This is a genomic window from Thermus brockianus (assembly GCF_021462505.1).
Taxonomy (GTDB): domain Bacteria; phylum Deinococcota; class Deinococci; order Deinococcales; family Thermaceae; genus Thermus; species Thermus hydrothermalis.
In genome coordinates, this window is sequence record NZ_JAKEDV010000003.1 from 1 (window position 1) to 21,060 (window position 21,060).

Below are 21,060 nucleotides of genomic sequence, written 5' to 3' on the forward strand. Positions count from 1 at the left end.
GGCCTCAAGGGGCTCGCTTCTTCCCTGGGGCTGGAGCTTGAGGTGGTGGCCCGTCCCTACGCGGGGGTGCGAGGGGTCTGGGTGCGGGAGGGGGAAGAGGCGCCGGAGCTTCCGCGGGAGAGGGGGTTCAAGCCCTTGCCCAAGCGGTGGGTGGTGGAGCGGACCTTTGCCTGGCTTGGGCGGAACCGGCGGTTGTCCAAGGACTATGGTCAGCCGTCAGGCTACCTTGTGCAAAATCCTCGGATGAGCGAGGCCTGGGTGTATCTGGGCATGCTACGCTTGTTGGTGAAGCGGCTGGCCAGGGCCGCGTAGCTGGCCGTGGAGGGGTTTTACGACAGCCTCTTAGCTCACACCCCCATCATGAAACAAGTCAAGGGTAATATGTCCCGAAAAGGGCTTTTTCTTGTACCCGGCCAAGCCTTCGGCCGCCCTCGCCTTCCCGGTATACTGGCGGCGTGTACGGGGTGCTGGTGTGGCCGCCCCCTGACCTGCGAGCCTTTTTGGAAGGTTTGCAGGCTCACCACGGGGTGCGGGGGTTCGGCCCCCCCCACCTGAACCTGCGCCAGCCCTTTGATTGGCCCTATGAAGAGGAGGCCCTGAAGATCGCCTTGGAAGGCATCCTGCGGGGGCACGCTCCCTTCCGGCTGCGGCTTGGCGAGTGGGGTTATTTCCCCCAGGGGGTGGTCTACCTCCGGGCCTACGGCGGCACGCCTTTCCGCCGGCTTTACCACGCCCTGGAGCCCCTGGCCCCGCCCTTGAAGGAGATAGAGGGCCCGAGCTACCTGCCCCACATTACCCTGGCCTTGGGGCTTTCCGAAGCGGAGGCCAAAACCTTGGCGGAAGGGCTTCCCCCCCCGCCCCGGCGTTCCTTTTGGGTAAAGGAGGTGGCCTTGGTGAAGGATCGGGAGGGGGAAGACCTCGTGGAGGTGGCGCGGTTTCCCCTCCTTAACCCAAGGCGATGAGGCTTAGGAGCACCCCCAGGGCGCGGGCAGGGCCGAGGCGCTCCCCTAAGAAGAGCCAGGCCAAGGCCACGGTGGTGGCGGGGTAGAAGGAGGAAACCGAGGCGGCCACGTCCAGCCGCCCCGCCTGGGCGGCGAGGAGGACCCAGGGAGGGACGGCCTTGGGAAGATGGACCTTGGGCTGGGGAAAGAAGAGGAGGACCAGGGCGAAGGCGGTGAGCTTGCCCAAGGCGGCGGGCCAGGGGAGGCCTTCCACCCGGTCCATGTGGACGTAGAAGCCGCCTAAGCTTAGCCCGGCGAGAAGGGCCCAGGGGCTTGGTTCTCCCTTCGGGCCTCGAGGCCAGCCACACCCCCAAAGCCCCGCCCCAAAGGGCGAAGGGCAGGTCCTGGGGGTGGAAGGGCTCCTGGCAGGCCCCGGCCAAAGCCAGGAAGGGGAGCCCTCCCAGGGGGGAGGTCCAGAGGACCACCGCCTGCGGGCGGTTTTGGCCTCCGTCCCGCCCCTGAAAGTCCCCCACCCCCAGGTGAGGGCGGAAAGGAGGCGGAAGCCCAAGGCGAGGCCCGTGGCGTCCATAAAAAAGGCCCCAGGCGGGGCCAGCGCCTGGGGGGAAGGCGGCTCAGTCCAGGAAGTCCCGGAGCTTCCGCGTGCGGGACTCGTGGTACTTGAGCTTCCTCAGGGCCTTGTTCTCAATCTGCCGGATCCTTTCCCGGGTCACGCCGAAATAGGCCCCCACCTCCTCGAGGGTGTGCTCCCGGCCGTCAATGAGCCCCTTGCGGAGCTTGAGGACCATGGCCTCCCGCTCGGAGAGCTTGGAGAGGGCCTTTTCCAGCTCCTCGGAAAGGAGGCTTTGCGCCGCCGCCTCCACGGGGGAGGGAAGGTGCTCGTCGGGGATGAAGTCGCCGTAGAAGCTATCCTTCTCGTCCCCGATGGGGGTTTCCAGGGACACGGGTTCCTGGGCGATTTTAAGGGTTTCCTCCACCCGCTTGGCGTCCCAGCCCGGGCCCATGGCCTCGGCGATCTCCTCGTAGGTGGGCTCCCGGCCCAGCTCCTGCTGCAGTTGCCTTGCGGTGCGGGAGAGCTTGTTGATGGTCTCCACCATGTGGACCGGGATGCGGATGGTGCGGGCCTGGTCGGCGATGGCCCGGTTGATGGCCTGCCGGATCCACCAGGTGGCGTAGGTGGAGAACTTGAAGCGGCGCTTGTACTCAAACTTCTCCACCGCCCGGATGAGGCCTTGGTTACCCTCCTGGATGAGGTCAAGGAACGATAGGCCCCGCCCCGTGTACTTCTTGGCGATGGAGACCACGAGGCGCAGGTTGGCCTCAATGAGGTGTTGCCGCGCCGCCTCCCCTTCCCGGGCGATGTGCAGGTAGCGCTTGAGCTCCTTGGGGAGGCTTTTTAGCTTCTGATCCACCTCCTCCACCGTTTGGGGGTCCAGCCTGCCCTTGAGGCCGGGGATTTCCTGGATGCGGGCGGTGCCCAGGATCTTGGCCCGCACCACCTCGCGGATGAGGTCCTGGTCCAGCCCCGTGGCTTCGGAGAGCTTCTTGATGGCCTCCATGCCCTCCTCCACCTTCCTTGCGAGCTCAATCTCCTCTTCCAGGGTGAGGAGGGGCACCTGCCCGATCTCGTGCAGGTACTGGCGCACGGGGTCGGAGGTGGAAACCTTGGGAAGGACGAGTTCCTCCTCCTCCGCCTCCTCAAAAACCTCCTCACCCTCCGCCTCGGGGAGGAGGAGGTCGGCGTCCAGGTCCAGCCCTTCGTCCAAAAGGGCGAGGTCCCCCTCGGCTTCCAAGAGCTCGGGATCGGGGTCGGGGAGGTCGGCGAGGTCCTCCCCCGGGGCCTCCGCCTCCGGAAGGGCTTCTAAGGCGGTGAGGGTGTCCTTGGCCTCGGTCTCCTGCACCTTCGTCTTCTTGGTCTTGGCCTTTTTCAACGCCGTCCTCCCTCCTTTTTGGCGTAAAGCACCTTGTACTCCCTCACCAAGAGGGTTTTGAAGGCGCCGAAGCGCTCCTCCAGCAAGGGCTCGTACTTGAGAAAGGGGTTAGCCACCAGGAAAAACCCACCGCCCGGCGCTAGCCGGGCCGCCGCCGCTTCCACGAACGCCTGGGCCACATCCAGGATGACCGCACCCCCCACGTGAAAAGGGGGGTTCGTAACTATGATGTCAAACTGCTCCCCTTCCGTCAAGGCCTCGTCCACGTCCGAGTGCAGGACTCGCGCCTGGAGGTGGTTTTCCGCCAAGCTCCGGTTTAGGGAGAGTACCGAGACCAGATCGTCCTCCACCGCCGTCACCTCGCCACCCCACTGGGCGAGGGGCAAGGTGAGGGCTCCGTAGCCCGCCCCCAGGTCCAGCACCCGCTTGCCCCGCACCCCTTCCGGGCCTAGGGCGTTCCGGAGGGCTTGGAGGAGCAGGATGGAGGCGGGGTCCACCTTGCCGGCGGAAAAGACCCCGGGGAGGTGGTGGAAGGTGAAGGTTTCCCCGAAAAGCCTGGCCTGGAAGCTCCGCCAGAGGGCGGGGAGGGGCGGGGCCTCCTTTTCCTTCTCCAGAAGGGCCACCCGCACCGGGCCTTCCCGCCGGATCACCTCGCCGTACCCGAAAAGGGCCTTGGCCTCTTTGAAGTAGCGCTCAAAGCCCTTGTTCTTATCCCCCGCCAGGTACGCCCTCCCCCCAAGGCGCAGGGCCCGGGCGGCGGCCACCAGGGTGGCCTCCACGTAGGCGGTGCCCCGGCCCGCGGGAAGAGTGAGGACCACCAGATCGTAAGCGCCTTCCTCCGCCTCCCATGGGGGGGCGAGGCGGGCCCTTAGGCCGCTTCGTTCCAGGCAGCGGAAGGCGGCCCGGGAGGTTTCTAGCCTTTCCACCGCCATCCGCCCTTCCAGGGGGAGGCTCGCCCAGCCCACCCCCGGGTTCAGGTCCAAGGCGCGCTCCCCGAAGGGGGCCACGGCCTTCTGCAAGGCCTCGTAGACGGGGTCCCGGTAGCCGCGGGCCCCGGGCTTCACGTAGAGGAAGCCGCCTTCCCGGGGCAGGGGGGTGAGGCGGTGGTAGGCCTCGAGGGTCAGGCTCACGTCTTTTCAGGATACGGGGCTTGGGAAGGAAGGGCAAATGTGATAGCATTCCTTTTCAAACCGCCCCAGGGGCGGGAAGGAGGCGAGCGTGGCCCTGGTGGTTCAAAAGTACGGCGGCACTTCCGTGGGCGACCTGGAGCGCATCCACAAGGTGGCCCAGCGCATCGCTCATTATCGGGAGAAGGGGCATAAACTTGCGGTGGTGGTGTCGGCCATGGGGCACACCACGGACGAGCTCATCGCCCTGGCCAAGCGGGTGAACCCGAGACCTCCTTTCCGCGAGCTGGACCTCCTCACCACCACGGGGGAGCAGGTTTCCGTGGCCCTCCTGTCCATGCAGCTTTGGGCCATGGGCATCCCCGCCAAGGGGTTTGTGCAGCACCAGATCGGCATCACCACCGACGGGCGCTACGGGGATGCCCGCATCCTCGAGGTAGACCCAAGGCGCATCCAGGAGGCTATGGAGGCGGGCTACGTGGCGGTGATCGCTGGCTTTATGGGCACCACCCCGGAAGGGGAGATCACCACCCTGGGCCGGGGGGGCTCGGACACCACCGCCGTGGCCATCGCCGCCGCTTTGGGGGCCAAGGAGTGCGAGATTTACACGGACACGGAAGGGGTTTACACCACGGACCCCCACCTGATCCCCGAGGCCCGGAAGCTGGAGGTCATCGGCTACGACCAGATGCTGGAGATGGCAGCCTTGGGGGCGAGGGTGCTTCACCCCCGGGCGGTCTACTACGCCAAGCGCTACGGGGTGGTGCTCCACGTGCGCTCTAGTTTTTCCTACAATCCCGGTACCCTGGTGAAGGAGGTCAGTATGGAGATGGGCAAGGCGGTGACGGGGGCGGCGTTGGACCTGGACCACGCCCAGATTGGGCTTATCGGCATTCCCGACCAGCCGGGCATCGCCGCCAAGGTCTTCCAGGCCTTGGCGGAACGGGGCATCGCCGTGGACATGATCATCCAGGGGGTGCCTGGCCACGACCCTTCCCGGCAGCAGATGGCCTTCACCGTGAAGAAGGACTTCGCCCAGGAGGCCCTCGAGGCCCTAGAGCCCGTCTTGGCCGAGATCGGCGGCGAGGCCATCCTCAGGCCGGACATCGCCAAGGTGTCCATCGTGGGGGTGGGACTCGCCTCGGCCCCGGAGATCCCCGCCAAGATGTTCCAGGCGGTGGCCTCCACGGGGGCCAACATTGAGATGATCGCCACCAGCGAGGTGCGCATCTCCGTCATCATCCCCGCCGAGTACGCCGAGGCCGCCCTGCGCGCCGTGCACCAGGCCTTTGAGCTGGACAAGCCCTGATGGAACGGGAGGCGCTTTCGTGGGACGAGCTTCTCGCCTGGGTCCGCCTCCTTGCCGAGAAGCTCCGGGATGAACCCGTTGACCTCCTCCTGGGCATCGCCCGGGGAGGCCTCATCCCCGCCGCCCTTCTGGCCCAGGCCCTTTCCATCCGGAATATCCTCACCGCGGCGGTGATGTTTTACGAGGGGGAAGAAACGCTTCCCGAGCCCGTCTTCCTCCAGTTCCCCCCTGACCCCCTCCTCTTCGGCAAGCGGGTCTTGGTGGTGGACGATGTCTGGGACTCGGGCCGCACCGCTTACGCCGTGAAGGGGCGCATCCGGAAGGCGGGGGGCGTGCCCGTGGTGGCCACCCTCCACTTCAAACCGGGCCGCAACCAGGTGCCGGACCGACCCGATTTCTACGCCAAGGAAACGGGGGCCTGGGTGGTCTACCCGTGGGCCCCCGAGGTCTGGCTTAGGGATTAGATAAGGCCCAAAGCCTTCACCTGCTCCATCTCGTCCAGGAGCTCTTGGGCCGTGATCTCCATGCGCTTGCGGGCGAACTCGTTGATGCTAAGCCCCTCCACGATGCGGTACTCCCCGCCCTTGGCGGTCACGGGGAAGGAGTAGACGATGCCCTCGGGGATGCCGTACTCCCCTTGGGAGGGGACGGCCATGGATACCCAGTCCCCTTCCGGCGTGCCCAGGGCCCAGTCGCGGATGTGCTCAATGGCGGCGTTGGCGGCGCTGGCGGCGCTAGAAGCCCCCCGGGCCTGGATGATGGCCGCCCCCCGCCCCGCCACGGTGGGGATGAACTCCTTCTCGTACCACTCCATGTCCACCAGCTCCAAGGCGGGCTTCCCGTCCACCTCGGCGTGGAAGAGGTCGGGGAACATGGTGGAGGAGTGGTTGCCCCAGACGGCGATGCGGCGGATGCGGTCCACGGCCACCCCGGTCTTCTTGGCCAGTTGGGCCTTGGCCCGGTTGTGGTCCAGGCGGGTCATGGCGGTGAAGTTCCGGGGGTTGAGGCCAGGGGCGTTCTTGTAGGCGATGAGGGCGTTGGTGTTGGCGGGGTTCCCCACCACCAGCACCTTCACGTCCTTCTTGGCCACCTCCGCCAGGGCCCGGCCTTGCTCGGTGAAGATTTTGCCGTTTATCTCCAGGAGGTCGCGCCGCTCCATGCCCGCCTTGCGGGGAGCAGCCCCCACCAGGAGGGCGTAGTCGGCGTCCTTAAAGGCCACCTTGGGGTCGTCGGTGGCCACCACCCCGGCGAGGAGGGGGAAGGCGCAGTCCTCCAGCTCCATGATGACCCCGTCCAGGGCTCTCAGGGCCTGGGGGATTTCCAGAAGCTGCAGGATGATGGGCTGGTCCTTGCCCAGCATCTCCCCCGCGGCGATGCGGAAGAGGAGGCTATAACCGATCTGGCCTGCGGCGCCGGTGACCGCCACGCGAACAGGGCTTTTCATGCGTACCTCCTTTGGGCTTACGCCCAAGGGGATTTTACGCTAAAGCCCCCGGTAGATGCGCCGCTCCGCCTCTATGGCCTGGTCCAGCTCCTGGATTTCCTTGAGGAGCTCCAGCCGGGGTTCCTGGGCTAAAAGGGCCTTGAGCTTGGCCCGCCTTTCCAGGTAGTAGGCTTCCCGCAGGCGGGCCAGGGTCTTTTCCATGATCTCGGGGAAGCGGGGCTCTTCCAGGGGCGGGGCCATCATGAGCTTTTCCAGGAAAAGCCCTCCCGCCTCCTTGCGGCTTAGCACCTGCCTTAGGTAGTCCCGCCGGGGCTCCCGCCGGGCTAGGTCCAGGAACTCGGCGAGGAGGGAGCCCTCAGGGGGCCAGACGTGGTCGGAAACGTAGAGAACCCAACCCGAGAAACGCTCCTCGGGCAGGGAGAGGAGAAGGGCCATGACGTCCAGCTCTAAAAGGAGGGCCCGGTCCTTGGGCTCGGCCTTGGGGGGCGGGGGTGGGGCGGGCCGGCCTCGTTTGCGGCTTGCCAGGTACTCCTCCAGTTGCCTCGGGGAAAGGCCCAGCTTTTCCACCACCAGGGCCTTAAGCCGCTCGGCCACGGGATCAAAGGGCTCGGGGGAAAGCATCCTCGGGGTGAGGGCCTCGAGGACCTTCCGCTTGTGCTCGGGCCGGGAAAGGTCTAGGCCCTTGGCGGTTTCCTGGAAGCGGAACTCCACCTCGGGGAGCGCCTCCTCGAGGGCCCTTTGGAAAAGGGCGGGGCCATCTTCCCGCTTGAGGAGCTCCCCGGGGTCTTTGACGGGCAGGCGCACGGCGTAGAAGAGAAACTGCCGGGCCATCTCCAGGTCTAGGCTTTGCAAGGCGGCCTTCTGCCCCGCCTCGTCGGCGTCAAAGGCCAGGTAGACCTCCCGCACCTCTTGGCTTTTCAAAAGCCTGGCCTGTTCCTCGGAAAGGCCTGCGCCCAGCACGGCCACGGTTTCGCCAAAGCCCATCTGGTGCAGGGCGATGGCGTCAAAAAGCCCCTCCACCACGATGGCCCGCCCCTCCCGGAGCCTGGCCCTGGCCTCGGGGTAGGCGAAGAGGACCTCCCGCTTGCGAAAAAGGGGGGTTTCCGGGGAGTTCAGGTACTTGGGGGTTTCCTCCCCCAAGGCCCTTCCCGTGAAGGCCACGATGCGGCCCAGGTGGTCCTTGATGGGGAAGGTGATGCGGTGCCGGAAGCGGTCAAAGAAGCGCCCGTCCTTCTCCGCCAGCACCCCAGCCTTTACGCCCTCTTCCGGGCTCACCCCGTGGCGCACGAGGTGGGTGAGAAGGCCATCGGCCTTGGCCGGGGCATAGCCCAGGCCAAAGCGGGCCACGCTTTCCTCGGTGAGGCCCCGGTTTTGGAGGTAGCCCTTGGCCTCCTCCGAGGCGGCGAGGCCTTCCTGGAAGTAGGCCTGGGCCAGGCGCAATACCTCCAGAAGCTCCTTGCGGTTTTGCGGGGCGCCGGGCTTTTTGGGAAGCTCCACCCCGGCCTCCTCCGCCAGGCGCTCTAGGGCTTGGGGGAAGTCCAGGCCCTCTATGCGCTCCACGAAGGCGAACAGGTCCCCGCCCGCCTTGCAGCCGAAGCAGTGGAAGAGGCCCTTTTCCTCGTCCACGTAGAAGGAAGGGGTCTTCTCCTGGTGGAAGGGGCAAAGGCCCTTCCAGCGCCCCCGGCCTGCGGGCTTTAAGGCCACGTAACGCCCCACCACCTCCTTTAAGGAGAGGCGGCGCTTGATGGCCTCTACCGCTTGCGCCGTGTCCATACCTTCCCCCGCTCAGCCCAGAGGTGTTGGACCCACCTCCCCAGGATACCGTATCCCCGGAGTTCCCGTCCCGGGGGTTCGCCGGCGAGCAGGCCCTGCCAGGCCCGGGTGAGGGGGACCGAGGGGGTAAAGCCCAGGAGGTGCTCCACCGGCTCCCCGCTTTCCAGGAGCAGTTGGGCCCTTAAAAGCCTTGCCGCCTCGTGGTGGACGGCGAAGCCCGTGCGGTGGGTCTGGTAGAGGAGGTGCTGGGAGAGGGCCTGGGCCTTCCTCGGCGCCGTGGGCCAGAGGTATAGGGCCAAGGAGGTGAGGGCCAGGTGGTGGACGTAGGGGTTGGCGAGGCGGCGGGCTTCCCGCAGGGCCTCTTTGAAAAAGGGCACGGGGTCCAGGCCCTTTTGCCAGCGGTGATGGGCCAGGGCCAAGGCGGCGAGGCCCCGGCCGTCCGGGTGCTTGAGGGCCTCCTGGAAAAGGTCCTCGCGGAAGTGGCCCCTAAGGGTCCAGGCGGTGAGGAGGGCGGCGGCGAGCCAGGGGTGGGGGGCTTCCCGGTAGTAGGCCTCCCCCTCCGAAAGGGCCTGGGGCAGGTGGCCCGTTTCCAGAAGGAGGCGCAACCGGGTGGCCCGGAAGCGCACCTGGGCCTCGAGGTCCCCTTCCCCCCCTTCCGCCAAAAGGGTTTCCGCCTCCCGGTAGCGGCCCAGGTCCATGAGGAGCCCTGCCCGGAGGCTTCGGCGGTGAAGGTGGAGCGGTGGGGGTAAGGCGGGGTGGAAGGGGCTTAGAACCTCCAGGGCCCGCTGGGGCTGGAAGCGGCGCCAAAGGGCCCCGGCCAGGAGGAGGCGGGCCTGGGCTTCCTCCAAGGGGTAGGGCTTGAGCCCGGGGAGGAGGGGGAGGAGGTCTAGGGGGTCCTTGGCTTCCCGGAAGGCTTGGAGGATGGGGTCTTGGGACCTGGGGCCTTCCCGGGCCTCCTCCCCTTGGCCCAAGGAGGCGCGGGCATCCTGAAGCTCTTGGGCCAACACCGCCTTCCAAGACGGGGGGGCCACTTGGAGGGCCTTCTGGTAGTGGGGGATGGCCCTTTCGGGGCGGCCTTCCCGCCAGGCGGACTGGGCCAGGGAGCGGAGGATTTGGGCGGCTTCCAGGGCTTTCCCGGCCTGGGCCAGGTGGAAAGCGGCCTGGGGTAGGTTCTGCGCTTCCAGGTGAAAGCGGGCGGCCTCCCCGTGCCAGGCCCTGGCCGTGGCCTCGGGGACCAGGGCCAGGGCGGCTTCCCGCACCCCCGCCAAAGGGCTTTCCCCTTCCAACAGGCCCTCCCGGAGGAGCCTCTCCTTGGAGAAGGGGCCCACCAGTTCCTTCACCAAGGCTTCTGGGGCCTCCCCCAAGACCCCGTAGGCCAAAAGGGCCCGCCTCTCCCCCGGGGGCAGGGCGTCCAGGGCGGGCTGGAGGGCGAGGAGGGGAGGCGCTTTCCTCCCCTTTAGGGCCAGGCTAGGGGCGAAGAGGGGAAGGCGGCTTTCCACCAGGAGGAGGAGGTTTTCGGGAAGCTCGCCTTGGAGGAAGCGCTCCAGGGTGCGGTCGGGGGTGTGGAGGTCCTTGAGGACCACGAGGAGGGGCCTTTCCAAGCTGGCCAAAAGCCGCTTCCAGGCCTCGAGGATGGCCGCCTCCAGGTCCTCGCGGGGCCAAGGGGGGCGGCCCTGGAGGCCCAGGCTATAGCGGAAGGCCAGGGCGAGGGGGGCGGGGAGGCCCGCCTTGGCCAGGAGGGCATCGGGGTCGCCCAAGGCGGCTTCCACCGCCTGGCGGAGGCTTGCCCGCAAGGGGGTTTCCGGGCCCATGCGCTCCAGGAGCGCCACGGGAAAGGGAGGGTTTTGCAAAAGCTTCTCTATAAGAAGGCTTTTGCCGCTTCCCGGGGGGCCCACCAGGTTGAGCCGGGCGGGGGGGTGGGCCAGGGCGCGGCGCACCTCCTGGAGGAGGCGCAGTCCCTCGGGGTCCAGGGCGATTTCCACCCGCTGTACCCGGTGTACCGGCACCTCCCCCAGGCCCCGGGCCTCCCGGTGGCCCAAGAACTCCGCCCGGGCCCCCTGGGCCAGGGCCAGGGTGGTGGCGTCCGCCAGGACCTCCCCCGGGGCGGCCAGTTTGGAAAGCCGCTCCGCCAGGACCACGGGGCTTCCCACCGCCGTGGGCTCCCCCGCTTGGCCGCTTCCCAAAGGGGCCCAGAGCACCTCCCCGCTCGCCACCCCGGCCCGGGCGGGAAAGGGGGAAGCCTTCACCATGTCCAGGGCGGCCTCCAAGGCCCGCCAGGGCTCCAGGCCCCTGGCCCGCGGTGCCCCAAAGAGGACCAAAATCCCGTCCCCCAGGAAGCGGTGGACGAAGCCTCCTCGAGCCCGGGCGGCCCGGGCGGCCCCTTCCAGGGCCCCCTGTAGCCGCGCGTAGGCGGAGTCCAGGCCTTCTTGGAAGCCCCGACTGGAGTCCACCAGGTCAAAGAAGACCACGCTGACAAAGCGCCGCTCCTCGGGCAGGATGGCTCCTAGGGCACGGCCACAGGCCATGCAGAACCGGGCCTCGGGGGGGTTTTTGTGCCCGCACTCGCAGCGCACGGCTACTCCCGGAAGAGCATTAGGGGAGGGTGGAGGAGGACCTCGGCCTTGGGGGGCAGGGGAGCCTCGGCGTGGACCACCACGGGAAGGGGGGCCTTTAGGAGGTAAAATCCTTCCCCTAGGGGCACCGCCTCCCCGCCCAGGCGGTAGCGGTCCTTTTTTCGTTCCAGGAAGGGGGCGCCTTCCAAGGGCCTGGCCTCCGCCACCACCCCGTGGAGGAGGACGCGGGTGGGCCCCGTGGGGGCCGGGGGGGCACCCCGGTCAAAGGCGTAGACCAGGACGCCCTCCGCCAGGGCCTCGAGGAGGGGGCTCCCCCAGGGCTCGGGGAAAAGGTGGGCCAAAATGGCGTGTTCCCGGAAGCGGGCGTAAAAGGTTTCGGGGCTTTCCTCCACCGGGGCCATGGGAAAAGTTTAAGGGCCCCGAAGGGCCCCTGGGAAGCCGGCTTTGGGGGATTAGGGGGTGTAGGTGAGGGTGAACTGCTCTTCCACGGGGTAGGCCTGCCCGTTCACCCAGGTGGTGCCGGAGAGGGTGTAGCTTAGGGCGAAGCCGTTCTCGTACACGGCCTGGACCCGAATTTCCAGGGAAAGCCGCAGGCTATAGGTTTGGCCCCGGAAGATGGCTTGGCCCTGGCCTTGGTGGCGGTAAACGAAGGAGGCCGCGCTCCCCGTGCCTTGGGCCCAGCCGGTGTACGTGAGGGAAAGGTTGCGGTACTCCAGCGGCTCGGGCTCGGCGAAGGCGCACCGCTCCCCTTGGAGGCTCCCCGAGAAGCTCCCCCCGTTTTCGCTCCAGTCGGCGCTGTGCTGGACCGCCAGACTCCCCCCGGCGGGGCAGGCCTTGGTCAAGGTGAGGCTGATGCCCGCCGGGCTTAAGCTTCCTTGGGGCTCGGGGGCTTCGGGCACAAGCAAGGGAGCCAGGGGCTTCACCATGGCCTCCACGTCCTGGGCGCTCAGGGATGGCCCTTGGGTGCAGGCGCTGAGGAGGCCCGCTAGGAGAATACCCGGTATAAAAAGCAACCTTAAACGCTTTATGGCTTTAGTTTAGAGTTCGCCCAGGAGCCCTGTCAAGGTCCCACGCTTGCCGCCAGGCCAGGGCCTGGGCCAGGTGGAGGGCCGCCTTCTTGTCCAGGTACTGGTTGCCGTTCCCGCACTTGGGGGAGAGGACGCACCGGGGGCAGCCCTCCTCGCAGGGGCAACGCTTGAGGAGTTCCAGGGTGGCCCGTACCCACTCGGGAAAGCGGCGGGCGGCGGCCCGGGCGTAGCCCACCCCGCCGGGGTAGCCGTCGTAGATGAAGACGGTGGGGCCGGCGCCGGAAGGGAGGGGCCTGGGGTAGAAGGGGTAGGAGAGCCCCCCGATGTCCTGCCGTTCCGCCAGGACGAAAAGGGGCAGGAGGCCGATCATGGCGTGCTCCAGGGCGTGGATCCCCCCGGGGATCTGGTGGGGGGGCACCGCCTCCGGGGGGTGGAACCAAAGGGCCTCCGTGGGGAAGGAGACCTCGGGAAGCTCCAAGGGCACCTCCTCCAGGACGCTTCCCGTGAAGAAGCGCTTCTTCACGTAACCCACCACCCGTTCCCGGATGACCACCTTCCCCACCCAGACCCCCTGGCCTACGGGCTCCCCGGTGAGGACCTCCAGGTCCGTTTCCGCCCGGGGCTCGGTGTAGTAGTCCTCCAGGGCGGGGAGGAGCCAGATTTCCCGTCTCGAGGGGTCCACGTTCCGCACCAGGTAGCTTTCCCCCCCGTGGAGGTAGATGGCCCCGGGGTGGGCTTCCCAGTAGGCCTGGCGCTCGTCCAGGTAGCCCAGCACCTCCCCTTCTGGGCCCCTCAGGGTGAAGGTGGCCCCAAGGCCCCTCAAGGAGAGCGCCCGGTGGGGCCGCCTCCTTTGGGTGTAAAAGCGGCCCTCCTTCTCCTGGAGTTCCGCCAGGGCCTCCCGGCAAAGCACCTCCTCCCGCGAAAGGGGCATCTCCCAGGCGGCGGCGTGGAGGTGCAGGGGGCAGAGGACGGGGTTCTTGGGGTCGGCCACCGCCATCTCGGGGGGGGTTTCCAGGAGGAGCTCGGGGCGGTGGAGGAAGTACTCGTCCAGGGGGTCTTCCCGGGGGATGTAGACCACCAGGGCCCGCCGCTCCCCCCGCCCCGCCCGCCCTGCCCGCTGCCAGAAGGCGGAAACCGAGCCGGGGTAGCCCACCAGGACCACGGCGTCCAGCTCCCCGATGTCCACCCCGAGCTCCAGGGCGCTGGTACTCACCAGGACCCGCACCGCCCCCTCCTTCAGGGCCTCCTCCAGCTTCCGCCTTTCCCGGGCGGTGTAGCCCGCCCGGTAGGGCCTGACCCCGGGGTGGGCGGCGTAGCGGGCGATGAGCTCGGCGCTTTTGCGGGCGTTGGCGAAAACCAGGGCCCTAAGCCCCCCTTCCGCCAGGGCCCGGGCCAGGTAGGCGGCCTCGAGGAGGGGGCTTCGCCGCCTTTCCCCTTTGCGGTCTAGGGGCTTGGGCAGGAGGACCAGGAGTTCCCTTTCCGAACGGGCCACCTCCTCCTTGAGTTCGGCGAAGGGAAGGCCCGTGAGGTTTTCCGCATGTTCCCGGGCGTTGCCGATGGTGGCGCTGGCGGCGATGACCTGGGGGTTCGCCCCGTAGTGGCGGGCGAGGCGGAGGAGGCGGAAGAGGACCAGGGCCACGTGGGTGCCGAAAACCCCCCGGTAGGCGTGGAGTTCGTCCAGGACGATGTAGCGGAGGCGGGCAAGGAAGGGGGCCCACTCCCCGTGCCGGGGCAGGAGGCCGAAGTGGAGCATATCGGGGTTGGAGAGGAGGACCTGGCCTTCTTCCCGCGCCCGTTTCCGGGTGCTTCCCGGGGTGTCCCCGTCGTAGGGGTAGACCCCTTTTGCCCCCAGGGCCTCCGCCATGGCCCTAAGGCGCCGGAGCTGGTCGTGGGCTAGGGCCTTGGTGGGGAAGAGGAGGAGGCTCGTTTCCCCTTCTAGGGCGGCCTTGAGCACGGGGATTTGGAAGACGAGGCTCTTGCCGGCGGCGGTGGAGTAGGCCATGACCAGGTTTCGGCCCGCCGCCACCAGGTCCAAGGCTTCCTGCTGGTGGCGGAAGGGCATGAGCCCCAAGGCTTCCAAGACCCCAGCGAAGGGCCCCTGGGGCGCCACCCTTTCCGGGGGTCTTCGGGGAAGGAGGCGGGCGAAGACGATGCGCCCCTGGAACTCGGGGTCGGCCTCGAGCCACTCCCGGTAGCTCTCCCACCCCCTGAGGGCTTCGGGCAGCACCCCCTTATTATGGGCCCATGATCCTCACCACTACCCCAGACGTGGAAGGGCACCGGATTGAGGCCTACTTGGGCGTGGTTTTCGGCGAGGCCATCGTGGGCGCCAACCTTTTCCGGGACCTTTTCGCCCAGATCCGGGACATCGTGGGCGGCCGGAGCGGGGCCTACGAGGCCGAGCTCAAACGGGCGCGGGAGATCGCTTTAGCGGAGCTGGCGGAGGCGGCCAGGCGGCTTGGGGCGGACGCCGTGGTGGGCATAGACGTGGACTACGAGGTCCTGGGCCAGGGCAACTCCATGCTCATGGTCACCGTAAGCGGCACCGCTGTGCGCCTTGCCTAAAGCTGCCTCACCCAGACCTCGTGGATCACGGGGTGGCCGTGGTAGGGGGCCCAGAAGGGGGTGGCCCGCTTGGCGTAGAGGCGGAAGCCTAGGCTCCGGTAGAGCTTGCGGGCGGCTTGGTTGGCGCGGGTGGTGGAAAGCTGCACCCCGGGCACCCCTTTTTCCTTGAGGCAGTCCAAGAAGGCGGCGAGGAGGGCCCGGCCCGCCCCGTGGCCCTGGGCCTCGGGGCGCACGGAGATATGCAGGTGGGCGGGGTAGCGGTCCTTGGGGGCCTTCGGGCCTGGGAAAAGGAGGAGGCGGAGGAGGTAGCGGAGGTGGGGCAGGGTGGGGCCGTAGCGGCCGAGGAGGAGCCTGAGGAGGAGAAGGGGTAGCCGGGGGAGGAGGTCAAGGAGGAGCGCCCGATCGGAGCAGGCCCCGAGGATATAGCCCACCACCTCCCCCCCTTCCTCGGCCACCAGGTTGCAACACCCCCGCCTGAGGTAAGGGGCCACGAAGAGCTCCCCCCAAAGGGTCTCGCTGGGGAAGACCTGCCTGCCCTCCCTGCCCAGAAGGAGGGTTTGGTGGGAGATGCGGGCGATGGCGGGGAGGTCTTGGGGCGTGGCCCGCCGCACCTTGGGCACGGTTCCAGTCTACCCCCGGGTAGAATGCCCCTCGTGCGCCGTCTGGCCCCGTGGCAGTGGCTTCTCCTTCTTCTCCTCGCCTATTTCGCCCTGGCGGAGGCCCTGAGGCTTTGGCTGGGGCTCGTTTGGGCGGAACGGGTGGCGGTCCTCCTGGCGGCCTTGGGGGTTTGGGCCTTCATCAACGGGCGCTTCCTCTTCGCCTACTACCACGCTTTTTTCGCCTCCTTGAGGACCCGGGGGCTTCCCGTGGCGGAGGAGCCGGGGGAGGAGCACCTCCTCGTCCTCGCCCCCCATCCCGACGACGAGGTGTTGGCGGCGGCGGGGCGCATGCGCCGGGTGGCCCTCCGGGGCGGGCGGGTCACGGTGGTCTACCTCACCTCGGGGGACGCCTTTGACCTGGCGGCGGGTAGCCCCTTGCCCTCCCAGGAAGCCATGCGCCGCTTGGCCTTAAGGCGCATGGTGGAGGCCTGGCGGGGCCTCGAGGCCCTGGGGCTTCCGCGGGAAAGCGCCATCTTTCTGGGCTTTCCCGACCAGGGGCTTTTCGCCCTCTTCACCACCCACTACTACCTGCCCTGGGAAAGCCCCTACACCGGCCTAAAGGCCGTGGCCTACCCCGGGTGTTACCGCCCCGGGCTCCCCTATACGGGAAAGGCCCTGGAGGGGGTCTTGCTGGAGCTCTTGCGGGCGCTTAGGCCAAGCCGCATCCTCCTGCCAAGCCCCCTGGACGCCCACCGGGACCACCAGGCCACCGCCTACTTCGGCATGCAGGCGGCGGCGGCCTTGGGGATGGAGGGGCTTTTGGAGTACTACGTGATCCACGGGGGGTACCAGTACCCCCTGCCCAAGGGCCTCCACCCCCGGCTTCCCCTCTACCCGCCGCCTAGGGGAAGGGGGCTTCCCTGGCGGCGCTTTCCCCTCACGGAAGCGGAGGTGCGCCTGAAGGAGAGGGCCATCCGGGCCCACCGGAGCCAGATGCGCCTTTTGGGGCGGTTTCTCCTGGCCTTCGTGCGCCAGAACGAGCTCTTTAGCCCCTTGCCCATCCCCGCCAAGGAAGCCTTAGCCGCGGAGGAGGAGGGGTGGGCCGTCCTCGAGGGGCGGGAGGTCCTCTAGGCTCTCCAGGCCGAAGACCTCCAGGAAGCGCTCCGTGGTGCCGTAGAGCTTGGGCCGGCCCGGGGCCTCCTTCTCCCCCACCACCCGGATTAGCCCCCTTTCCAGGAGGCTTTCCAGGACGCCCTCCACGCTTTTGCCCCGCATGGCCTCCAGTTCCGCCCGGGCCACGGGCTGGTGGTAGGCGATGAGGGCGAGGACCTCCAGGGCCGCCCGGGAGAGCCTGGGGGGGCTCGGCTTAAGCACCTTCTCCACGGCGGGAAGCGCCTTCTCGTGCACCACGAGCCGCCATCCCCCGGCCACCCGCTCCAGGGCCACCCCCAGGTGGCCCTCCGCCAGGTCGGCCTCCAAGGCCTTGAGGGCCCGAAGGATCCCTTCCTCCGGGTGGCCCAGGGCGCGAAGCTCCTTGAGGCCCACGGGCCTGCCCGCGGCGAAGAGGACGGCGAGGATTTCCGCCTTCAGGCTAAGCATCCCTGAGGTAGGGGAGAAGGGCCTCCTTGGGGATGGCCCCTTCCCTTAGGACCTCCCCCGTGCGCAGGTCCACCACGCTGGAGGCAAGCCCTCCCGCCTCCCCGGGGAAGATGTAGTCCACGGCGAAGGCCTTCGCCTCCTCCGCCGTGCGCACCGGCGCTTCCCCGCTCCGGTTCAGGCTGGTGGCGGCGGTGTAGCCCCCAACCTGGCGGAGAAGCGCCCGCAGGACCTCGTGGGCCGGCATCCTTAGGCCCACGGAGCCGTCCTTGCTGATCCAGGGGGGGATGTTTTTCCCGGGCACCACCACGGTGAGCCCCCCGGGCCAGAAGGCCTCCGCCAGGCGCAGGAACTTGGCCTCGAGGGGGCCTAGCTCGGCGAGCTTTAGGGCGCTTTCCAGGTCCGCCACCAGGACCTGTAAGGGCTTTTCCTCCGGCCGCCCCTTGACCTCGTAGATGCGGCGGCAGGCAGCCTCGTCCTCCATGCGGGCGAGGACCCCGAAGACCGTGTCCGTGGGGAAGGCCACAAGCCCACCCTCCCTTAGGGTGCGGGCCGCTTCCTCCAGTTCCCTTTGGTATACTTCTGCCATGCCAGTCTACCAGTATAAGGCCCGCGACCGGCAGGGCCGCCTGGTGGAGGCCACCATTGAGGCCGAGGACCTGCGCACCGCCGCCCGGCTCCTCCGCGACCGGGGCCTTTTCGTGGCCGAAATCAAGGAGCCGGGAAAGGGGCTTAGGGCCGAGGTGCGGCTTCCCGCTTTGGAGCGGGGGCCGGGGCTAAAGGACCTGGCCATCTTCTCCCGGCAGCTCGCCACCATGCTGGGGGCAGGCCTCACCCTCCTCCAGTCCCTGGCCATCCTGGAAAGGCAGACGGAAAACAAGAAGTTCCGGGAAATCCTCAAGCAGGTGCGGGCGGACATTGAAGGCGGCATGGCTTTTTCCGAGGCCTTAGCCAAGCACAAGCTCTTCTCCCGGCTTTACGTGAACCTGGTGCGGGCGGGGGAGACCTCGGGGGGCTTGGACGTGATCCTGGACCGCCTCGCCACCTTCTTGGAGAAGGAGCTGGAGCTAAGGGGCAAGATCAGAAGCGCCATGACCTACCCGGTCATCGTCTTCGTCTTCGCCGTGGGCGTGGCCTACTTCCTCCTCACGGGCATCGTGCCCCAGTTCGCCCAGATCCTCACGGACCTGGGCTCGGAGCTTCCCCTCCTTACCCGCTTCCTCATCGCCGTTTCCAACCTGCTTCGGGCGGCCACCCTGCCCCTCCTCCTTCTGGCGGTGGTCCTCTTCTTCGTCTACCGCTGGTACTACAGCACCCCGCAGGGGCGGAAGGTCATTGACCGGATCAAGCTCCGCATCCCTGTCTTCGGTAGCCTGAACCGCAAGACGGCCGTGGCCCGCTTCTCCCGCACCCTGGCCCTCCTTCTGGGGAGCGGGGTGAACATCGTGGAGTCTTTGGACATCACCAAGGGTACGGCGGGGAACGTGGTGGTGGAGGAGATCGTGGAGGCGGCCAAGCAGAGGATCCAGCAGGGCGACCCCTTGAACCTCACCCTGGCCCAGCACCCCTTCATCTTCCCCCCCATGGTGAGCTCCATGGTGGCCATCGGCGAGGAGACGGGAGCCTTGGACACCATGCTCAACAAGCTGGCGGACTTCTACGAGCGGGAGGTGGACGAGACGGTGGCGAGCCTCACCGCGGCCATTGAGCCCCTCATGATCATCTTCCTGGGCGTGATCGTGGGCATGATCGTGGCCGGGATGTTCCTGCCGCTTTTCAAGATCATCGGCACCCTCTCCGCGCAATAAGCCTCGCTGCCACCTCCGGGGGGACCGGCATCACGGAAAGCCGGTTCCCCTTTTTCACGAGGGGGTGGTCGGGGGGGAAGCAGGCCTTGAGCTCGGCCAAGGGAATGAGGGGCCAGGCCTCGAGGAAGGCCACCTCCACCGTGTACCAACGGGGCCGCTCCGGGGTGGCCTTGGGGTCGTGGTAGGGGCTACGGGGGTCAAACTGCGTGGGGTCGGGGATCCCCGTGCGCACCACCCGGCAGAGCCCGGCGATCCCCGGGGGGTTGGCGCCCGAGTGGTAGAAGAAGCAGAGGTCCCCCGGTTGCATCCTTAGAAGGAAGTTCCGGGCCTGGTAGTTCCGCACCCCGTCCCAGATGGCCTGCCCTTCCCGCCTGAGGTCCTCTATGCTATACACCTCGGGCTCGGACTTCAAAAGCCAGTAGGCCATGCCGCCCAGTCTAAAGCCCCCTTTAGCCTGGGCAAAGCAGGGAAAGGGGGGGAGGGGAGAGGATGGGAATATGCGGACGCTTCTCCTCTTTCTCCCCTTCTTGGCGGCTTGTTCCCTGACCCTGGAGGTGGTCTACCCGGGCCACCGGATCTCGGACCTTAGGACGCAGTCCACCTACTGCGCCTATGCCAACACCCGCCTGGACTATCGCTTCTACCTGGAGGGCAGGCTGGACAGGCTGGAGTTCTACTGGCTTCCCGAAGGGGTCCACCCCGAAAACGCCCGGCCCGAGGAGCGGGCGACCCTTAGAGGCCCCATCTACGGGGGGCTTGTCCGGGGCTTCGTGGAGGTGACGCCGGAAGGGGTCATCCAGGCGGTTTCCGCCACCTCCCCCCAAGGGGCCGTGGCGCCCCAGGGGATTGGCGTGGAGCCCAACCTGCCTCCCCGGCGGCTTTGGTTGCGCGGCTTCACCGGGGGGCTTGCCGGGCCCTTTGTGGCGGGAAACCCCGTCTATCCGGACGCCTCGGCCTTCTGCGACCCCGCTTGGTAGCCTTAGGGCATGGGGGTCTTGGAGGCGGCGAGGGAGGAGCTTAGGCGGCTTTTGGGCAAAAGGGCCCTCCTTTCCCGGCCGGAGAAGGAGGTCTACCGCTACGACGCCATCCTGGTGGGGGAGGAGCCCTTGGCGGTGGCCCTGCCCAGGACCCGGGAGGAGGTGCAGGCCCTGGTGCGCCTCGCCCGGAAGTATGGGCTACCCCTCGTGCCCCGGGGGGCGGGAAGCGGGCTTTCCGGGGGCTCGGTGCCCCTGGGGGAGGCCATCGTGGTGGCCTTCACCCGCATGGACCGCCTGGCCATAGACCCCGTGGCCCGCACCGCCTGGGCCGAGCCCGGGGTGACCACGGCCCGCCTCTCCGAGGCGGCGAAGCCCTTTGGGCTCTTCTACTCTCCTGACCCCGCCTCCTACCGCACCAGCACCCTGGGGGGCAACCTGGGGGAGAACGCCGGGGGGCCCCTTTGCTTCAAGTACGGGGTCACGGGGGACTACCTCTTGGCCTTGGAGTTCGTGGACGCCTTCGGGGAGGCCCACCTCCTGGAACGGAAGGCCTTTGACCTCCCCGGGCTCTTGGTGGGGGCGGAGGGCACCTTGGGCCTCATCACCGGGGCCCGGGTGCGGCTTTTGCCCATCCCCCGGCACCGGGCCACCCTCATGGCGGCTTTCCCCGCGGTGGAAGCCTTGGCGGAGGCGGTTTCCCGGGCCATCGCCCTGGGGGCGGTGCCGGCGCGGCTAGAGTTTTTGGACCCGGCTTGCGTGGACGCCGTGGAGGACTACCTGGGCATGGGCCTACCCCGGGGGCACGCCCTCCTCCTGGTGGAAACGGACGGGGACGAGGCCGAGCTCGTCCAGGAGGAGCTTTCCCTCCTGGAGGAAACCGCCAAGGCCCATGGGGCAGAGGTCCGAAAGGCCCAGGACGAGCAAGAGGCCGAGGCCCTTTGGCGGGCCCGGCGGGCGGTGAGCCCGGCCTTGGGGCGGATCCGGCCCAAGCGGGTGAACGAGGACATCGCCGTGCCCCGCTCCGCCCTGCCGGAGGTGGTGCGGGAGATCCGGGCCTTGGGGGAGGCGTATGGCCTCATCGTGGTGCAGTTCGGGCACATCGGGGACGGGAACCTCCACCCCAACATCCTCTTTGACCCCAGGCGGGAGAGCGAGGAGAGGGTATGGGAGCTCGCCCACGAGATCGCCCGGGTGGCCCTGCGGCACGGGGGGGTGCTTTCCGGGGAGCACGGGATTGGCCTCATGAAGCGGAAGTTCATGGCGGAGGCGGTGGATGGGGAGACCCTCGAGGCCTTCCGCCAGGTGAAGGCGGCCCTGGACCCTGGGGGGCTTTTCAACCCGGGCAAGCTCCTCCCCTGAGGTTTTTTGCAC

Annotated in this window: 21 protein-coding genes and 1 pseudogene; 9 read left to right on the forward strand and 13 right to left on the reverse strand. The window is 68.1% G+C overall.

Translation table 11 applies throughout. From position 1 onward, the window contains the following. Window positions 1-205: pseudogene (locus LXN00_RS04040) on the forward strand (IS5/IS1182 family transposase); the annotation flags it as partial. A gap of 250 nt (window positions 206-455) precedes the next feature. Next, the gene (locus LXN00_RS04045) at window positions 456-962 is read left to right on the forward strand and encodes a 2'-5' RNA ligase family protein (RefSeq protein WP_234505186.1); all 507 of its coding nucleotides are present in this window, start codon (window positions 456-458) and stop codon (window positions 960-962) included. Here LXN00_RS04045 and LXN00_RS04050 read toward each other — a convergent pair. Genes LXN00_RS04050 through LXN00_RS04060 form a run of 3 tightly spaced genes read right to left on the reverse strand, consistent with a single transcriptional unit; the run spans window position 946 to window position 4,020 of the window. Beyond that, window positions 946-1,530: a hypothetical protein gene (locus tag LXN00_RS04050; protein WP_234505189.1), complete on the reverse strand. Its 585-nt coding sequence runs from the start codon at window positions 1,528-1,530 to the stop codon at window positions 946-948. The genes LXN00_RS04045 and LXN00_RS04050 overlap by 17 nt on opposite strands. 43 nt (window positions 1,531-1,573) lie before the next feature. After that, entirely contained in the window at window positions 1,574-2,890 is a 1,317-nt protein-coding gene (gene rpoD, locus LXN00_RS04055; RefSeq protein WP_039455765.1) for an RNA polymerase sigma factor RpoD, read from the reverse strand. Next, window positions 2,887-4,020, reverse strand: coding sequence for a class I SAM-dependent methyltransferase (locus LXN00_RS04060; protein ID WP_234505191.1), 1,134 nt, complete (start codon window positions 4,018-4,020; stop codon window positions 2,887-2,889). Before LXN00_RS04060 ends, rpoD begins: the two co-directional genes overlap by 4 nt. Window positions 4,021-4,108: 88 nt before the next feature. Here LXN00_RS04060 and LXN00_RS04065 point away from each other — a divergent pair, with 88 nt between their 5' ends. Beyond that, the gene (locus LXN00_RS04065) at window positions 4,109-5,326 is read left to right on the forward strand and encodes an aspartate kinase (protein WP_234505194.1); all 1,218 of its coding nucleotides are present in this window, start codon (window positions 4,109-4,111) and stop codon (window positions 5,324-5,326) included. Beyond that, complete coding sequence (locus LXN00_RS04070; RefSeq protein ID WP_234505197.1) at window positions 5,326-5,790, forward strand: phosphoribosyltransferase; 465 nt, start codon at window positions 5,326-5,328, stop codon at window positions 5,788-5,790. The genes LXN00_RS04065 and LXN00_RS04070 overlap by 1 nt, the downstream gene beginning before the upstream one ends. On the opposite strand, the gene LXN00_RS04075 is transcribed toward LXN00_RS04070, so the two are convergent. From LXN00_RS04075 to LXN00_RS04100, 6 genes are all read right to left on the reverse strand, one after another. Beyond that, window positions 5,787-6,770, reverse strand: a complete 984-nt coding sequence (locus LXN00_RS04075) for a malate dehydrogenase (RefSeq protein WP_234505200.1) — start codon at window positions 6,768-6,770, stop codon at window positions 5,787-5,789. The two genes, LXN00_RS04070 and LXN00_RS04075, sit on opposite strands and share 4 nt — an antisense overlap. A 39-nt stretch (window positions 6,771-6,809) precedes the next feature. Further along, window positions 6,810-8,543 (reverse strand): DNA primase, encoded by a 1,734-nt coding sequence (gene dnaG / locus LXN00_RS04080; protein WP_234505202.1) that lies wholly within the window; start codon window positions 8,541-8,543, stop codon window positions 6,810-6,812. Next, a complete protein-coding gene (locus LXN00_RS04085) occupies window positions 8,522-11,116 on the reverse strand; it encodes an adenylate/guanylate cyclase domain-containing protein (protein WP_234505205.1) in 2,595 nt (864 codons plus the stop codon). The genes dnaG and LXN00_RS04085 overlap by 22 nt, the downstream gene beginning before the upstream one ends. A gap of 2 nt (window positions 11,117-11,118) precedes the next feature. Then, a complete protein-coding gene (locus LXN00_RS04090; protein ID WP_039455777.1) occupies window positions 11,119-11,517 on the reverse strand; it encodes a hypothetical protein in 399 nt (132 codons plus the stop codon). A 51-nt stretch (window positions 11,518-11,568) separates the two neighbouring features. Continuing rightward, entirely contained in the window at window positions 11,569-12,042 is a 474-nt protein-coding gene (locus tag LXN00_RS04095) for a hypothetical protein (RefSeq protein WP_234505210.1), read from the reverse strand. A gap of 106 nt (window positions 12,043-12,148) precedes the next feature. Further along, window positions 12,149-14,371 (reverse strand): DEAD/DEAH box helicase, encoded by a 2,223-nt coding sequence (locus LXN00_RS04100; RefSeq protein ID WP_234505213.1) that lies wholly within the window; start codon window positions 14,369-14,371, stop codon window positions 12,149-12,151. A gap of 17 nt (window positions 14,372-14,388) precedes the next feature. Here LXN00_RS04100 and LXN00_RS04105 point away from each other — a divergent pair, with 17 nt between their 5' ends. Beyond that, a complete protein-coding gene (locus tag LXN00_RS04105; RefSeq protein ID WP_234505214.1) occupies window positions 14,389-14,709 on the forward strand; it encodes a heavy metal-binding domain-containing protein in 321 nt (106 codons plus the stop codon). Here the strand turns inward: LXN00_RS04105 and LXN00_RS04110 are convergent. Further along, a complete protein-coding gene (locus tag LXN00_RS04110; RefSeq protein WP_234505216.1) occupies window positions 14,706-15,329 on the reverse strand; it encodes a GNAT family N-acetyltransferase in 624 nt (207 codons plus the stop codon). The two genes, LXN00_RS04105 and LXN00_RS04110, sit on opposite strands and share 4 nt — an antisense overlap. Before the next feature lie 33 nt (window positions 15,330-15,362). Here LXN00_RS04110 and LXN00_RS04115 point away from each other — a divergent pair, with 33 nt between their 5' ends. After that, the gene (locus LXN00_RS04115; protein WP_234505218.1) at window positions 15,363-16,439 is read left to right on the forward strand and encodes a PIG-L deacetylase family protein; all 1,077 of its coding nucleotides are present in this window, start codon (window positions 15,363-15,365) and stop codon (window positions 16,437-16,439) included. On the opposite strand, the gene scpB is transcribed toward LXN00_RS04115, so the two are convergent. Both scpB and LXN00_RS04125 read right to left on the reverse strand, forming a co-directional pair. Further along, window positions 16,386-16,907 (reverse strand): SMC-Scp complex subunit ScpB, encoded by a 522-nt coding sequence (scpB, locus tag LXN00_RS04120; RefSeq protein ID WP_234505220.1) that lies wholly within the window; start codon window positions 16,905-16,907, stop codon window positions 16,386-16,388. The genes LXN00_RS04115 and scpB overlap by 54 nt on opposite strands. Continuing rightward, complete coding sequence (locus LXN00_RS04125) at window positions 16,900-17,493, reverse strand: L-threonylcarbamoyladenylate synthase (RefSeq protein ID WP_234505222.1); 594 nt, start codon at window positions 17,491-17,493, stop codon at window positions 16,900-16,902. Before LXN00_RS04125 ends, scpB begins: the two co-directional genes overlap by 8 nt. Between LXN00_RS04125 and LXN00_RS04130 the strand changes: the two genes are divergently transcribed. Next, complete coding sequence (locus LXN00_RS04130) at window positions 17,492-18,712, forward strand: type II secretion system F family protein (protein WP_234505224.1); 1,221 nt, start codon at window positions 17,492-17,494, stop codon at window positions 18,710-18,712. The genes LXN00_RS04125 and LXN00_RS04130 overlap by 2 nt on opposite strands. Here LXN00_RS04130 and LXN00_RS04135 read toward each other — a convergent pair. Further along, on the reverse strand, window positions 18,687-19,139 hold the full coding sequence (locus tag LXN00_RS04135; protein WP_234505226.1) for an EVE domain-containing protein: 453 nt from the start codon (window positions 19,137-19,139) through the stop codon (window positions 18,687-18,689). The genes LXN00_RS04130 and LXN00_RS04135 overlap by 26 nt on opposite strands. 70 nt (window positions 19,140-19,209) lie before the next feature. Between LXN00_RS04135 and LXN00_RS04140 the strand changes: the two genes are divergently transcribed. After that, complete coding sequence (locus LXN00_RS04140; protein ID WP_234505228.1) at window positions 19,210-19,689, forward strand: hypothetical protein; 480 nt, start codon at window positions 19,210-19,212, stop codon at window positions 19,687-19,689. Window positions 19,690-19,698: 9 nt separating this feature from the next. Beyond that, on the forward strand, window positions 19,699-21,048 hold the full coding sequence (locus tag LXN00_RS04145; protein ID WP_234505231.1) for an FAD-binding oxidoreductase: 1,350 nt from the start codon (window positions 19,699-19,701) through the stop codon (window positions 21,046-21,048). The last annotated feature ends 12 nt before the right edge of the window (window positions 21,049-21,060 follow it).